The sequence below is a fragment of the Pseudomonas sp. 67(2021) genome (genome assembly GCF_017491835.1).
GTDB lineage: Bacteria > Pseudomonadota > Gammaproteobacteria > Pseudomonadales > Pseudomonadaceae > Aquipseudomonas > Aquipseudomonas atacamensis.
In genome coordinates this window covers 141,974-156,367 of the sequence record NZ_JAFGYL010000007.1, presented here as the reverse complement: position 1 = coordinate 156,367, position 14,394 = coordinate 141,974, and the positions used below count along the sequence as shown (strand labels likewise).

Below are 14,394 nucleotides of genomic sequence, written 5' to 3'. Positions count from 1 at the left end.
ATTCCGTCGCCGCCGGCGATTCTTTCAGGAGAACCCACATGAAACTGTTGCACATCGATTCGAGCATTCTCGGCGACAACTCGGCTTCCCGTCAGTTGAGCCGTCAAGTCGTCGACGCCTGGCAAGCTGCGGAGCCGAGCGCCGTGGTCACCTACCGCGACCTGGCCGCCGATGCGATCAGCCACTTCTCGTCGACCACGCTGGTTGCCGCCGGCACCACCGCCGAACTGCGCGACGCTGCGCAACAGCACGAAGCCGAGCTGAGCGCTTCGACCCTGGCCGAGTTCATCGCTGCTGACGCCGTGGTCATTGCCGCGCCGATGTACAACTTCACCGTGCCAACCCAGCTCAAAGCGTGGATCGACCGCGTTGCCGTGGCCGGCCAGACTTTTCGCTACACCGAAGCCGGCCCTGAAGGTCTGTGCGGCGGCAAGAAAGTGGTGATCGTGTCGACTTCCGGTGGCATCCACGCCGGTCAGGCCAGCGGCATCGCTCACGAAGAGTATCTGAAGCTGGTACTGGGCTTCCTCGGCATCACCGATATCGAAATCGTCCGCGCTGAAGGTCTGGCCTACGGCGAAGAAGTGCGCAACAACGCCATGAGCGCTGCGCAAGCGAAGATCAGCGAGCAACTGTTCGCCGCCGCATAAGGCCTGCGTAAAGAACAGCTGATGTTCAGGTAATCCCCGAAAAACTCTGTATTCTGGTTCCGCAAGGGCCGAATACGGAGTTTTTTGTTTCTGGCTATTACATAATCTGGCCCGGGTTATGCAGTTTCAGCACATCCGACGATGTGGTCCAACAGGGTAGGGCATTCATGAGGCATCTTTGTGCACTGTTGCTGATTTGCCTGCTGGCCAGCCTGAATTCAGTGCAGGCCACACCGGGGCGCCACCCTGTCTGGAGCGTCGGTTATCACGAGATGACCTTTCTCGACCCGCTCGATCTGCAACCGATGCGCGCCATCGCTTTCTACCCCTCCAGTGAACGCGAGCATATGAGTTTGCTTGAGGGTTACTCAGTCGAGGCTGGAGAGGACACCAAAGTCGCGATCGGCCGCTTTCCCATGTTGATGCTCTCCCACGGCAACACCGGTACGCCGCTGGCCCTGCATGATCTCGCCACTTCACTGGCGCGCAAAGGCTTTGTCGTGGTGGCGGTGATTCATCCCGGCGACAACTGGCGCGACCACAGCCGACTTGGCACGTTGAGCAATCTATACGGCCGGCCAATCCAGATTTCCCAAGCGATCACCGCCACCCTCGCCGACAACATGCTGGCGCCGTTCGTCAACGCTGAACAGGTCGGTGTGATCGGTTATTCGGCCGGTGGCGAGACCGCGTTGATTCTTTCCGGGGCGCAACCGGATCTGGATCGTCTGCGCCGCTATTGCCAGGAACGTCCGGACGATCACGACGCCTGCAACACCCAGGGCGAGCTGATTGTCGATCGCGATGACTTGCAGCCAGTGGCCGATCCACGGGTTCACGCGTTATTGCTGATGGCGCCGCTGAGCCTGAAGTTCGGCCGCCATACCCTCGCCGATGTGCACGTACCGGTGTTGCTCTACAGCGGCGACGGCGACAAATTGGTGGCCTTCGATAAAAACGCTGCGGCTTTGGCGCGCAAACTGCCCACCGCGCCGGACTTCAAATTGCTGGCCGGGGCAGGGCACTTCGTGTTCATGGCGCCGTGCACCGAAGAGCAGATCCGCGCCATGCCGGCGTTGTGCACCGATGCCGACGGGGTGGATCGCGAAGATATACACCGCAACCTGATCTCCGAGGCCGGACGGTTTTTTGCTCATGCACTGGGCAGATCGACACGGGCCGGGATGCAGACGGCGGATCAATAACTCAAACACCGCATTCCCCTGTGGGAGCGAGCCTGCTCGCGAAAGCGGTGAGTCAGCCAGCTCATCTTTCTCTGACACGACGCCTTCGCGAGCAGGCTCGCTCCCACGGGAAACTGAATTGTCTGCTTTCAGGAAAGTGCGCGGCGCTTGAGCAACAAGGTCAGGCCCAACCCGGTCACCGATAACAATGCCGCGCTGAAGAAAATCCACGAATAGCCCAGATTCAACGCCACCGCGCCCATCAATGGCCCGGCAATCGCCAGTGCCAGATCGAAGAACACCGCATAAGCCCCCAACCCTGAACCACGGCTGGAACTCGGCACCTGTTTGATCGCTTCCACCCCCAGAGCCGGGTACACCAGAGACAGCCCAAACCCCGCCAGCCCTGCGCCGATCAACGCATACGCAGTGGAGGGCGCCAGCCACAACATCACCAGGCCGACAGTTTCAACCGACATGCAAACGATGGCCGAGGCAAACCCGCCAAACCGGGCGATGGCCGAAATAAACAGCAATCGCGACAGAATGAAACACAGGCCAAACACAGTCAGGCAGTACGCCGCGCCGGTCCAGCCTCGGTTGAGGTAATAAAGGGTGATGAACGTCGTCAGCGTGCCGTAGCCGATCGAGGCCAGCGTCAGGCTGGTGCCGTACGGCGCAATCTTGCCGAACACCGCCCAGAACGACAGGCGCTCACCACGAATCACCGGCACCGAAGGCTTGTTGCGGATCAACCACAGCGCACCTGCCGCCAACGCCGACAGCGCGATGCCAAGGCTGACAAAGCCATATTCGGCAACCATCACCACGCCCAGCGGCGCGCCAATGGCGATCGCGCCGTAAGAGGCGATGCCGTTCCAGCCAATGGATTTCGCCGTGTGCTCGACACCGACCTGGCCCATGCACCAACTGATGGTGCCGACGCCGATCAGGCCTTGGGCAATGCCGAGCAGCAAGCGCCCGGCAATCAGGATGAACAGGCTGGTCAGCGGAAAGCTTTGCAGCAAGGTCGACAGCAACGTCAGCGCGCCACTGAGGACAATCCCCCACAAGCCATAAATGATCGCCCGCTTGGTGCCAAGGGTATCCGACATGCGCCCGGCCATTGGCCGGCTGAGCAGTGTGGCGAGGTACTGCGAACCGATCACCAAGCCGGCAATGATCGCGCTGAAACCCAGTTGCTCGTGGACATAACCGGGTAGTACCGCAATCGGCAAGCCGATGCAGAGAAAGGCAATGAAAGTGTAGAAAACGATGGAGACGATCTGCAGGGTGATCGCCAGGGAGCTTTGCGGTGGCAGTGGCTGCGCAGACATGAGCACTCGTTCGCGGGCGGCGGTGGGAGAGTTGCCGACATCATGGCGCGGGGCCGGGATAAAAGAAAGCAGGCTAACTACTTCGCCTTAATGATCGTTCCCACGCGGAGCGTGGGAACGATCAATGTGGGAGCGAGCTTGCTCGCGAATATCTGCGCACCCACAATTCCCAAACGCCGAATGCAAAAAGCCCCGTCACACGGACAGGGCTTTCAACTTGCAGCTTGCAGCTAGAAACTCGCAGCTGCTCTTAGAAAACAACGCCCTGGCTACGCAGGTAGTCGTCATAAGTGCCGCTGAAGTCAGTCACGCCATTCGGGCTCAGCTCGATGATGCGTGTGGCCAGGGACGATACGAACTCACGGTCGTGGCTGACGAAAATCAGCGTGCCCGGGTAGTTTTCCAGCGCCAGGTTCAGCGCCTCGATCGATTCCATGTCCAGGTGGTTGGTCGGTTCGTCCATGATCAGCACGTTCGGCTTTTGCAGGATCAGCTTGCCGAACAGCATGCGACCTTGCTCACCACCGGAGATGACCTTGACCGACTTGAGGATCTCGTCGTTGGAGAACAGCATCCGGCCCAAAGTACCGCGAATCATCTGCTCGCCCTGGGTCCACTGACCCATCCAGTCGAACAGGGTGACGTCGTCTTCGAAGTCGTGAGCGTGGTCCTGAGCGTAGTAGCCCAGCTCGGCGGCGTCGGTCCATTTCACGCTACCGGCATCCGGGGTCAGTTCGTTGACCAAGGTGCGCAGCAGGGTGGTCTTGCCGATACCGTTCGGGCCGATGATCGCGACGCGCTCGCCGGCTTCAACCTGGAAGCTGAAGTCCTTGAACAGTGGCTTGCCATCGAAACCCTTGGCCATTTTCTCGACCATGACCGCCTGACGGTGCAGCTTCTTGTTCTGTTCGAAACGAATGAACGGGCTGACGCGGCTGGAAGGCTTGACCTCGGCCAGCTGGATCTTGTCGATCGCCTTGGCGCGGGAGGTGGCCTGCTTGGCTTTCGAGGCGTTGGCCGAGAAGCGGCTGACGAACGATTGCAGCTCGGAGATCTGCGCTTTCTTCTTGGCGTTGTCCGACAGCAACTGCTCGCGGGACTGGGTCGCCACGGTCATGTATTCGTCGTAGTTGCCCGGGAACAGACGCAGCTCGCCGTAATCCAGGTCAGCCATGTGCGTGCACACGCTGTTCAGGAAGTGACGGTCGTGGGAGATGATGATCATCAGGCTGTTACGCTGGGTCAGGATGTTTTCCAGCCAGCGAATGGTGTTGATGTCCAGGTGGTTGGTCGGTTCGTCGAGCAACAGCACTTCCGGATCGGAGAACAGTGCCTGCGCCAGCAACACGCGCAGCTTCCAGCCTGGCGAGACTTCGCTCATCGGGCCGAAATGCTGTTCCAGCGGAATGCCCAGACCCAGCAACAATTCGCCGGCGCGGGATTCGGCGGTGTAGCCGTCCATCTCGGCGAACTCGGTTTCCAGCTCGGCAACGGCCATGCCGTCTTCTTCGGACATTTCAGCCAGCGAGTAGATGCGATCGCGCTCGGCTTTGACCTTCCACAGCTCTTCGTGACCCATGATCACGGTGTCGATCACGGTAAATTCTTCGTAGGCGAACTGATCCTGGCGCAGCTTACCCAGACGCACGTTCGGCTCGAGCATGACCTGGCCACCGGACGGATCGAGATCGCCGCCGAGGATTTTCATGAAGGTCGACTTGCCGCAACCGTTGGCACCGATCAGGCCGTAGCGATTGCCTGCGCCGAATTTGACCGAAACGTTTTCGAACAGCGGCTTGGCGCCAAACTGCATCGTGATGTTAGCTGTGGAGATCAATTACCTTACCTATCAATGGGTTAGAGCTGGTCTGTGGTGCCTGGTACAAACTTGCGTACCAATCTGGAGCTTTTCCAGCTCCCCCCAGTCTGTGCTTGAGTTGAGCCAACGCGCATAAGCCGACCGCAACTGGGGCCGTTGAAGGCAAGCTGCTGAGCGACGAGTACGGGGTTCTTGTTGGACATTGGCGCGCATTGTCGCATAACTCAGACGGCAGTTATATGGCAGGCAAACGGGCGTACGCATCGGCTCGTCCGAGAAGTCACCGATATCCGCTGATCAAAATCTCGAAAACCCGAATGAACTCACTCGGCCATTTTCACTTCGGAAAGTGGAGCAGTAGCCATTTTCGTTCAAACGAGTGAGGACCAAGCCATGCGAGCAATGACCTATCACGGCGCCCATGACGTGCGCGTCGAAACCGTACCGGACCCGAAACTTGAAGCCGCCGACGACATCATCCTGCGCGTCACCGCTACCGCCATCTGCGGATCGGACCTGCACCTGTACCGCGGCAAAATACCCACCGTCGAGCACGGCGATATCTTTGGCCATGAGTTCATGGGCATCGTCGAAGAAACCGGGCCAGCCGTTACGGCGGTGCAGCGCGGCGACCGTGTGGTGATTCCGTTCGTGATCGCCTGCGGCGATTGCTTCTTCTGTCAGCAAGAGCTTTACGCCGCCTGCGAGACCACCAATGAAGGTCCCGGCGCGGCGCTGAACAAGAAAATGATTCCGCCGCCAGCAGCGCTGTTTGGCTACAGCCGTCTGTATGGCGGAGTTCCCGGTGGCCAGGCGGAACTGGTGCGGGTACCGAAAGCCAATACCGGGCCGTTCAAGGTGCCGGGCACGCTGTCGGACGAGAAAGTGCTTTTTCTGTCTGACATCCTGCCGACTGCCTGGCAAGCCGTGATCAACGCCGGCGTCAAACAGGGTTCGAGTCTGGCGATCTACGGCGCCGGACCGGTCGGTTTGCTCACCGCAGCCTGCGCGAGAATGCTCGGTGCCGAGCTGATCTTCATGGTCGACCATCACCAGTACCGCCTCGATTATGCCCAGCGCACCTACGGCGTTATTCCGATCAACTTCGATGAAGACGATGACCCGGCCGACACCATTACCAGCCAGACTCCCGGCCATCGCGGCGTCGATGCCGTGGTCGATGCCGTCGGCCTTGAAGCCAAGGGCAGCACCACCGAAACGGTCATGGCTACACTCAAGCTTGAAGGCAGCAGCGGCAAGGCCTTACGCCAGTGCATCGCCGCTGTACGCCGTGGCGGCGTGGTCAGCGTTCCGGGCGTATATGCCGGGTTCATCCATGGTTTTATGTTCGGCGACGCTTTTGACAAGGGCCTGACCTTCAAAATGGGCCAGACTCACGTACAGCGTTTTCTGCCTGAGCTGCTTGGCTACATCGAAACCGGCAAGTTGCAGCCCGAAGCGATCATCACTCACAGGCTGTCGCTGGAGCAGGCGGCCGAGGGTTACAAGATCTTCAATAAGAAGCAGGAAGAATGCCGCAAGGTGATTCTGACCCCGGGTGGCAGCGATGTTCCGCTGGCGCAGTTGGATGAAACCACGCCGTTCGCACCGGCCACCTGAAATTGAGGAGTTTTCATGGCGCTACCGTCATCTTCGTTCGCCGCCCCCGTGCGCGCATGGCTCGTCAGCCTTTCGCGTACGGGCTGGGGAGGGCGCATTTTCTGGCTGACCCTGGTCGGTGTAACCGTGTTGCTGTTGATCAGTGGCTACACCGGTTTGGTCAGTACGGGCCGCGACACCTTGCGCCTCGCCACACTTGGCGGGCTGTCGGGTTTCGCGGCCACGGCAGTCGGTGCGTTGCTGGCCCTGGCGTTGCGCGCGATTACTTCGCGAACTCAAGACACCATGCTCGGGTTTGCGGCAGGGATGATGCTGGCAGCCAGTTCCTTTTCACTGATCCTGCCGGGCATTGCGGCGGCGAAGGAGGCGGTGAGCAGTCCCATGCTCGCCGCTGCCGTCGTTGTGGCCGGCATGGCCTTAGGCGTGGCGTTGATGGTCGGCCTCGACCGTTTCGTCCCCCACGAACATGAAAAGAGCGGCCGGCGCGGGCCTGAAGCCAAGCGCTTCAATCGGGTCTGGCTGTTCGTGTTGGCGATCACTTTGCACAACCTGCCGGAGGGCATGGCGATCGGCGTCAGCTTCGCCACCGGCGACATGAAAATCGGCTTGCCGCTGACCACTGCGATCGCCATTCAGGACATCCCCGAAGGTCTGGCCGTGGCGTTGGCGCTGCGGGTGACCGGAATTTCCGCAGTGCGTGCAGCGTTGATCGCCGCCGCTTCAGGATTGATGGAACCGTTGGGCGCGATCATCGGTTTGGGCATCACCAACAGCTTCGCGTTGGGCTTCCCGGTGGCGATGGGCCTGGCCGCTGGTGCAATGATTTTCGTGGTGTCCCATGAAGTGATTCCGGAAACTCACCGCAACGGCCACGAAACACCGGCCACGCTCGGGCTGATGCTCGGCTTCGGCGTAATGATGTTTCTCGACACGGCTTTGGGTTAGTCAACCATCCACCACTGAGCGCATCGCCCCGCACAAAAAAGGAATTTTTTTCAGCGCCAATCACTCTTTCGTTTATAGGCAATGCCAATAACGCAGGGGAATGAGTCATGTCGCTGATCGAAATCCCGACCAGGAAGTCTTCGGGTAAAACATCCACGCCGGCGGATACCGAGCGCCGGCTCTATGACCGATTGCTGGCGGAAGACTCCACGGTTGATCGCGCGGCACTGGACTTTCTGCGCCGGCAACTGAGCAAGGCGGCTGCGCTGTCTGATGATTTGCCGGCCAGCGCCGAAGAGTTGCTGCAATGGTCGGAAACCCGCTGCGCCAGCGTGGCGGCCGAATACGCCGATTATCTTGAGCAACGTCAGCAGGGCGCACCGCGCCGCTATTTCCGTAACAAATCCCACGCGTTGTATTTCATTTTGCATGTGGCACCGACCAAGGAGGTCGATGGCGCTTGGCTGGCCGGGCTGTTGCCGCAGTGGCAGGACCCGCGTATCGATGATTTACTCGATACCTATCTTGAAGAGCTGGGCGAGGGCGTGCCACGGCAGAATCATGTGGTGATCTATCGCAAGCTGCTCGCCGAGCATGACTGCTCCGATCTGAGCGGTCTTGCCGACGAGTATTTTCTGCAAGGCGCGGTGCAGTTGGCACTGGGACGTTTCGGCGGGCAGTTTTTGCCTGAAGTTATCGGTTTCAATCTCGGCTACGAACAACTGCCTCTGCATCTGCTGATCAGTGCTTATGAATTGGCAGAGCTGGGCATCGATCCGCATTATTTCCGCCTGCATGTGACCATCGACAACGCCAGTACCGGGCACGCGCGCAAGGCTGTGCAATCAATGCTCGAACTGATGCCGCTGGGTGAAGAGCGCGATGAGTTCTATCGGCGCATGGCTGTCGGTTATCGCCTCAATGACATTGGCAAGGGCACAACCGCCGTGATCACAGAGTTCGATCTGGACCACGAAGTCATCGCCATGCTTGAGCGCAAGGCTGTGTTTGGCCGGCACATGCATTCCGATTACTGCCGCATCGAAAACCGCACCATCAATCAATGGCTGGCCACGCCGGGGCAAATGGGCGAGTTTCTTTCGGCGCTGGAGCGCAAGAGCTGGATCAAGCGCGGCGAGGCGGTGGAAGAAAGTCGCTTCTGGCGGTTGATCGACGGTAGCGATGCGGCCATGTTCGGTGTGTTCAACGGCTATGAAAAACAGCTGCTGCGCGACTGGATCACTCAGGATTGCCCGGCATCGCGGCCTCGGCCTTATGTGCGCCGCGAAGCTGCGGTAGAGGAAGCCTTTGACGATGATGCCGATCTGCTGAATTTGGAAGCGGCACTGGCCGACAAACCTGCCGCCGAGCAAATGTCGTTGTTGATGCCTTGGCTGCAACCGCAGCGACACTGGCGCCCGGCCGGACTTTTCGCGACGCGTCGCTTCATCCAACTGCGCGCCCGCTTGCGTTGAAACAAGGAGGCTTCATGTCGGCACAAGAAACATCCGATAGAGCCCTGTTCGAGCTGGGCAAGCGCCTGCTCGACAGTGGTTATCACTTCATTACTCCAACGCCATTGACTCACGAACGATTTCTGCAGCGCTTTGCCACGCCTTTGGCCAAGGATCTGCGCGATGTGTTTGGTTGGTCGATGCCGTTTCCTTCAGAGCTATTTCGCGCAGAGGAACTGGCCACGCTGGAGCAGGCCGGCGTAGTCGAACGCGATGGCGCCGTGTGGCGCAGCCATGTGCGCTGGTCGACCCTGAATGACCGGTTGTTCGCCCATTCGGCGTTCCCGACGACGGCGAGTGATGCGGTGTTCTTCGGCCCCGACACTTATCGCTTCGCCCAGGCCATCGAAGCGCAATTGCAGCAACGCTTTTCGCCGATCAGACGCGCGGTGGACATCGGCTGCGGAAGCGGCGCCGGCGCGGTGGTCATGGCCAAGGCACGTCCTGATGCCGACGTGCTGGCGGTCGACATCAATCCGCGGGCGCTGCGCATGAGTGCGGTCAACGCCGAGCTGGCGGGCGCAAACAATGTGTCGGTGTATCACAGCGATCTGCTCGCCAGTGTCGAAGGGCAGTTCGATCTGATCATCGCCAATCCGCCGTACATGAACGACGAACAACAGCGCGCCTATCGCCACGGCGGCGGGGCGCTGGGTGAGGGTTTGTCGGTGCGGATCGTGCGTGAGGCGTTACCGCGTCTGGAAGTCGGCGGCACGTTGCTGGTGTACACCGGCGTGGCGATCGTCGCCGGGCAGGATCCGTTCCGCGAGGCCGTGGCGCCTCTGCTCAAGGGCGAGCGATTCGGCTGGACTTATCGCGAACTCGATCCGGATGTGTTCAGCGAGGAACTGCTCAAGCCTGAATACGAGCGCGCCGAGCGCATCGCCGTGGTCGCACTGACGGTAACCCGCGAGCAGTGACCGATAGTTGGGCCACTGCTCGCGCGGTGGCCTTCAGCGATTTCTGATGCGCGAGATCGTCAGCAGGCAAACCCCTACCAGCATCGCAGCCCCGGCCACCAGAAGCGGTGAAGGGCGAATTGGCTGCCGCGAGATACGCTCGATGCGCCCGGCGAGGGAAGCGCGCACTGGCGCAGCAGGTTCCGCCATATAAGGCGCTTCTTCAATCTCCAGCCGTAAGCCGTCCGGCATTACCAGCGTCAGCCCTTCGATCGTGCCGGCAATTCTGCCCGGATAAACCGGCTCACCGGTCGGGTCGAGCTGGTCGTAGAAGAAGATTTGCCCTTCAAGCCAGCCGATGGCGGTCTGCAACTCAGGTCCCAGGTAATACTTTCCATCGAGAAAAAAGCCAGAGAATTGCGGCGCGCGCTCGACGCTTTCAATTCGATAGCGCTGACCTGGTTTCATACCGGTTTCTGGGGCGATCATGGGGGTTCCTCCGTTATTGGTAAGCGATAGAGGAGCGCGTGCCAAGCGTGGTTCCATCGAAATGAGCAACGGGCGTTTGTATGGACTGAAGTGTGCTGGAGCTTCACACGCAAACGCGCAAGACAGTTTTTCACAGTTGAGGGTTCACTATCGGTTACGAACTGTGGCTAAAATGCGACCCTTTCACCGAGCGCCCGGAAACGGCGCGGGCCAAGGACGCGCCCTGTGCATCAAGACCGCTGCATAAGACGCTGGGCCTCAGGTCGCCACGCGCGCAGTTTGTTCACTTTTGACGTGTGACCCTTTTCCGTGAAACTCATCATTGCCGCTGTTTATGCCATCTCCATTGCTTACGTTCACTTGCGTGGGCGCGTGCGCCACAAACTGGGGCGGCAATTGAGTGACCACTCGACGTTCCTCGCGCCGATCAACTGCTTCCTCTATCTGTTTTCCAGGATGCCGAACAAGCCGTATCTGAACCCGGCAGACTTTCCCGATCTGAGCCCGTTGCAGGCGCACTGGGAAGAGATTCGCGAGGAAGGCCAGAATCTGCTGCGTGCCGGCGAGATCAAACGCTCGAATCAATACGACGATGTCGGTTTCAATTCCTTCTTCAAGACTGGCTGGAAGCGCTTCTACCTCAAGTGGTACGGCGACAGTCACCCATCGGCGATGAAGCTGTGCCCACGCACCACCGAACTGGTGCAAAGCATCGGCTCGATCAAAGCGGCGATGTTTGCCGAGCTGCCACCGGGCTCGAAACTGGTGCGCCATCGCGATCCGTATGCGGGTTCCTACCGTTATCACCTGGGCCTGGATACGCCGAACGATCCTGGCTGCTACATCAACGTCGACGGTGAGAACTATCACTGGCGCGATGGCGAAGCGGTGATGTTCGACGAGACGTTTATTCATTACGCCGAAAACACCACGGATCAGAACCGCATCATTCTGTTCTGCGACATTGAGCGTCCGTTGAAATACCGTTGGGCCGCCGCGTTCAATCGCTGGTTCAGCCGCACCGTGATGTCAGCGGCAGGCGCGCCGAATGATGCGGGGGACAAGACTGGTGGTATCAACCGCTTGTTTACCAAGATCTACAAGATCCGTTTGCGCGGCAAAGAGCTGAAGAAGCGCAACCGTACGCGGTATTACCTCGAGAAATGGGCGATTTTTGCCGCGTTGTTGGCGATCTTTATTCTGATCTGAAGGCTTGCGGCGTCAGTACCGGCCTCTTCGCGAGCAGGCTCGCGCCCACAATCTGGAATGCGTTCCCCTGTGGGAGCGAGCCTGCTCGCGAAGGCGGTTTCACTTCCAACATACCTCTATCTGGCCCAACGCTTACTCCCCAGACGCCTTCCGAGTCTTCTTCGCCGGCGCCGCCTTACTGGTTGATTTGGCCTTGGACTTGGCCGGTGCCTTGCCGCCGAGGCTGCGCTTGAGCAGTTCGGTCAAGTCGATAACATCGGCAGTCTTGCGCTCTTCCTCGCCAGTGGCGGTCTCGACGTCCTCGATCTTGCCTTCGTGGGCTTTCTTCTCGACCAGCGCCATGATCTTGTCTTCGAACTCGTCCTTGTAGTCCTCAGGCGACCACTCCGAGGTCATGTCTTCAACCAGACGTTTGGCCATGTCCAGCTCGCCCTTGGCCAGTTGCGGCTTCGTCACTTCGCTGCCCAGCGCCAGTTCATCAAGGCTGCGCACTTCCTGCGGCCAGCGCAGTTTCACCAGAACCAGCGCCGACTCCAGCGGCATCAACGCGGCCAGATATTGACGGGTATGCAGGACAACGCGGGCGAGGGCGACCTTGTTGGTTTTGCTCAGGGTTTCGCGCAGCAACGCGTAGACCTTGCCGCCGCGTTTGTCCGGTGCCAGGTAGTAGGGCGTATCGATGTTCTGCAGCGGAATCTGCTCGGCGTCGACGAAAGAGAAAATGTCGATGGTCTGCGTGGAAACGGGGTGCGCGGAGCGGATTTCTTCCTCGCTGAGCACCACATATCGGCCCTTTTCGTAGGCCACGCCTTTGACGATGTTCTCTTTGGTGACTTCCTTGCCGGTGACCTTGTTGATGCGTTTGTAGCCCACCGGGTCCATGCTGCGGCTGTCGAGCCAGTCGAAGTCCACGCCTTGGGACGACGTCGCTGAAACCAGCGCCACGGGGATGTGTACCAGTCCAAAACTGATTGCGCCTTTCCAGATTGCCCGAGCCATGACCTGTCCTCCGATTGATGATCAGGTGACCCGCGGCGCGGTGAGAAAGTTTCCGGTGATTGCGCGGCTTCCAGCGGTACGGTCAAGCCGTGTTACATGTTGTTTAAGGCGCGAGGGTTAACAAATCCGAACCCACGGCGTAGCGTGGGCTCCAAGGCTCTAGTCCACGCACATCGAGAGGTATTTCCCATGAACCGGTTTCTGCTTGGCATCGCCGTCCTTGCCCTCAGTGGCGGTCTGGTTCATGCCGATGTCGTGCTGGCGCAAAGCCCTACGGGCAACAGCAACAATCCCTACAACAGCCCGATCCGCCGGGCCAATCCCAACAGCATGCAGGGCACCCAGCCCAGCGCTCCGCCCCTTCGCGGGCCGAACACCGTTCCCGTGCCACGTCAGCCAACCGTTGAAAATCGCGGTATCGGCAATGGCCAGCCAATTCGCTCGGTGCCGAGCAATCCGCCAACCTTTATTCCCAACCCGCCCCCACGGGGCACCGGCAGCAACCGTTGAACGGCAGGACTGATGTTCTGTCAGCCTTTCACACTAACAAAAGGAATCGTGCATGTTGCGTAAAACCCTACTAGCCACCTGCTGCGCCGCCGCGCTGATCAGTGCCCCGGCATTCGCCGCCGCGCCCAAAGAGCTGAAAAGCGAACAGGGCATTCTTGAAGTCACCACCATTGCCCAAGGCCTGGAACATCCGTGGGCGCTGGCATTTCTGCCTGATCAGAAGGGCATGCTGGTGACCGAGCGCCCGGGGCATCTGCGCGTCGTCAGCAAGGACGGCAAACTGTCGGAGCCGATCAGTGGCGTGCCGCAGGTCTGGGCCAAAGGGCAGGGCGGTTTGCTCGATGCGGCGCTGTCGCCAGACTTCAAGCAGGACCGCATGGTCTATCTGTCGTATGCCGAAGGCGGTGGTGAGGGCGGCAAGGCTGGTACGGCGGTAGGGCGCGGACGGCTTTCCGATGACTTGAAGACGCTGAAGGACTTCAATGTGATCTTCCGTCAGGAACCGAAACTGTCGGTGAGCAACCACTTCGGTTCACGCCTGGTGTTCGATCGCGACGGGTATCTGTTCATCACCCTCGGCGAAAACAACGACCGCCCGACTGCGCAGGACCTCGACAAGCTGCAAGGCAAAGTCGTACGCATCTTCCCGGACGGCAAAGTGCCGGACGATAACCCTTTCATTGGCCAATCCGGTGTCCGGCCTGAAATCTGGTCCTATGGCCTGCGCAACCCGCAGGGCGCGGCGCTCAACCCGTGGACCGGCACGTTGTGGGAAAACGAGCACGGGCCACGTGGCGGCGATGAAGTGAATATCATCGAGCGCGGCAAAAACTACGGCTGGCCGTTGGCGACCCATGGCATCAATTACTCAATGCAGCCGATTCCAGAGGCCAAGGGCAAAACTGCTGAAGGCACCTTGGCGCCGCATCATGTCTGGGAAAAATCCCCCGGGGTTACCGGCATGGCGTTCTACGACGCCGATCGCTTCACCCCGTGGCAGCACAACGCGTTTATCGGCGCACTGGTGAGTCAGGAACTGATTCGCCTGCAGTTCGATGGTGACAAAGTCGTGCATGAGGAGCGTTTGCTGGGTGAGTTGAACAAGCGGATACGCGATGTGCGCCAAGGGCCGGACGGCTATCTGTATGTGCTGACGGATGAAGAAAATGGCTCGCTTTACAGACTGGGGCTGAAATAAGCCAATCGATCGTTCCCACGC

13 protein-coding genes are annotated in these 14,394 nt (G+C 59.7%); 9 read left to right on the top strand and 4 right to left on the bottom strand.

The genetic code is table 11. From position 1 onward, the window contains the following. The first annotated feature begins 38 nt into the window (after window positions 1-38). Window positions 39-650, top strand: a complete 612-nt coding sequence (locus J5M66_RS11970) for an FMN-dependent NADH-azoreductase (protein WP_016774691.1) — start codon at window positions 39-41, stop codon at window positions 648-650. Window positions 651-817: 167 nt separating this feature from the next. Continuing rightward, window positions 818-1,855 (top strand): dienelactone hydrolase, encoded by a 1,038-nt coding sequence (locus J5M66_RS11965; protein ID WP_207809102.1) that lies wholly within the window; start codon window positions 818-820, stop codon window positions 1,853-1,855. 128 nt (window positions 1,856-1,983) lie between these two features. Here the strand turns inward: J5M66_RS11965 and J5M66_RS11960 are convergent, their stop codons facing one another. Together J5M66_RS11960 and J5M66_RS11955 are read right to left on the bottom strand one after the other, a co-directional pair. After that, entirely contained in the window at window positions 1,984-3,171 is a 1,188-nt protein-coding gene (locus J5M66_RS11960) for an MFS transporter (protein WP_207809100.1), read from the bottom strand. Window positions 3,172-3,421: 250 nt separating this feature from the next. Continuing rightward, window positions 3,422-5,008 (bottom strand): ABC-F family ATPase, encoded by a 1,587-nt coding sequence (locus J5M66_RS11955; RefSeq protein WP_016774693.1) that lies wholly within the window; start codon window positions 5,006-5,008, stop codon window positions 3,422-3,424. Window positions 5,009-5,383: 375 nt separating this feature from the next. Here J5M66_RS11955 and J5M66_RS11950 point away from each other — a divergent pair, with 375 nt between their 5' ends. The 4 genes from J5M66_RS11950 (at window position 5,384) to J5M66_RS11935 (ending at window position 9,989) form a co-directional block, all read left to right on the top strand. Beyond that, window positions 5,384-6,610, top strand: coding sequence for a zinc-dependent alcohol dehydrogenase (locus J5M66_RS11950; RefSeq protein ID WP_207809097.1), 1,227 nt, complete (start codon window positions 5,384-5,386; stop codon window positions 6,608-6,610). Between the two features lie 15 nt (window positions 6,611-6,625). Continuing rightward, window positions 6,626-7,555: a ZIP family metal transporter gene (locus J5M66_RS11945; RefSeq protein WP_130927242.1), complete on the top strand. Its 930-nt coding sequence runs from the start codon at window positions 6,626-6,628 to the stop codon at window positions 7,553-7,555. A gap of 107 nt (window positions 7,556-7,662) precedes the next feature. Beyond that, entirely contained in the window at window positions 7,663-9,030 is a 1,368-nt protein-coding gene (locus J5M66_RS11940) for an iron-containing redox enzyme family protein (RefSeq protein WP_207809095.1), read from the top strand. Window positions 9,031-9,044: 14 nt separating this feature from the next. Further along, on the top strand, window positions 9,045-9,989 hold the full coding sequence (locus J5M66_RS11935) for a class I SAM-dependent methyltransferase (protein WP_016774697.1): 945 nt from the start codon (window positions 9,045-9,047) through the stop codon (window positions 9,987-9,989). A 33-nt stretch (window positions 9,990-10,022) separates the two neighbouring features. Here the strand turns inward: J5M66_RS11935 and J5M66_RS11930 are convergent, their stop codons facing one another. Continuing rightward, a complete protein-coding gene (locus J5M66_RS11930; protein WP_122698302.1) occupies window positions 10,023-10,457 on the bottom strand; it encodes a short chain dehydrogenase in 435 nt (144 codons plus the stop codon). 309 nt (window positions 10,458-10,766) lie between these two features. Here J5M66_RS11930 and lpxO point away from each other — a divergent pair, with 309 nt between their 5' ends. Then, window positions 10,767-11,666, top strand: coding sequence for a lipid A hydroxylase LpxO (gene lpxO, locus J5M66_RS11925; protein ID WP_207809093.1), 900 nt, complete (start codon window positions 10,767-10,769; stop codon window positions 11,664-11,666). Between the two features lie 132 nt (window positions 11,667-11,798). Here the strand turns inward: lpxO and J5M66_RS11920 are convergent, their stop codons facing one another. Further along, on the bottom strand, window positions 11,799-12,665 hold the full coding sequence (locus tag J5M66_RS11920; protein WP_122612738.1) for a Ku protein: 867 nt from the start codon (window positions 12,663-12,665) through the stop codon (window positions 11,799-11,801). 189 nt (window positions 12,666-12,854) lie between these two features. On the opposite strand from J5M66_RS11920, the gene J5M66_RS11915 reads away from it, so the two are divergent. Continuing rightward, complete coding sequence (locus tag J5M66_RS11915; protein WP_016774702.1) at window positions 12,855-13,175, top strand: hypothetical protein; 321 nt, start codon at window positions 12,855-12,857, stop codon at window positions 13,173-13,175. A gap of 52 nt (window positions 13,176-13,227) precedes the next feature. Further along, entirely contained in the window at window positions 13,228-14,373 is a 1,146-nt protein-coding gene (locus J5M66_RS11910; protein ID WP_207809090.1) for a PQQ-dependent sugar dehydrogenase, read from the top strand. The last annotated feature ends 21 nt before the right edge of the window (window positions 14,374-14,394 follow it).

Bases quoted from the DNA above. Each gene is read 5' to 3' on its own strand.
- J5M66_RS11915 (WP_016774702.1), top strand. From the start codon at position 12,855: ATGAACCGGTTTCTGCTTGGCATCGCCGTCCTTGCCCTCAGTGGCGGT.
- J5M66_RS11970 (WP_016774691.1), top strand. From the start codon at position 39: ATGAAACTGTTGCACATCGATTCGAGCATTCTCGGCGACAACTCGGCT.
- J5M66_RS11935 (WP_016774697.1), top strand. From the start codon at position 9,045: ATGTCGGCACAAGAAACATCCGATAGAGCCCTGTTCGAGCTGGGCAAG.
- J5M66_RS11910 (WP_207809090.1), top strand. From the start codon at position 13,228: ATGTTGCGTAAAACCCTACTAGCCACCTGCTGCGCCGCCGCGCTGATC.
- J5M66_RS11940 (WP_207809095.1), top strand. From the start codon at position 7,663: ATGTCGCTGATCGAAATCCCGACCAGGAAGTCTTCGGGTAAAACATCC.
- J5M66_RS11950 (WP_207809097.1), top strand. From the start codon at position 5,384: ATGCGAGCAATGACCTATCACGGCGCCCATGACGTGCGCGTCGAAACC.
- J5M66_RS11920 (WP_122612738.1), bottom strand. From the start codon at position 12,665: ATGGCTCGGGCAATCTGGAAAGGCGCAATCAGTTTTGGACTGGTACAC.
- J5M66_RS11945 (WP_130927242.1), top strand. From the start codon at position 6,626: ATGGCGCTACCGTCATCTTCGTTCGCCGCCCCCGTGCGCGCATGGCTC.
- J5M66_RS11960 (WP_207809100.1), bottom strand. From the start codon at position 3,171: ATGTCTGCGCAGCCACTGCCACCGCAAAGCTCCCTGGCGATCACCCTG.
- J5M66_RS11965 (WP_207809102.1), top strand. From the start codon at position 818: ATGAGGCATCTTTGTGCACTGTTGCTGATTTGCCTGCTGGCCAGCCTG.
- J5M66_RS11930 (WP_122698302.1), bottom strand. From the start codon at position 10,457: ATGATCGCCCCAGAAACCGGTATGAAACCAGGTCAGCGCTATCGAATT.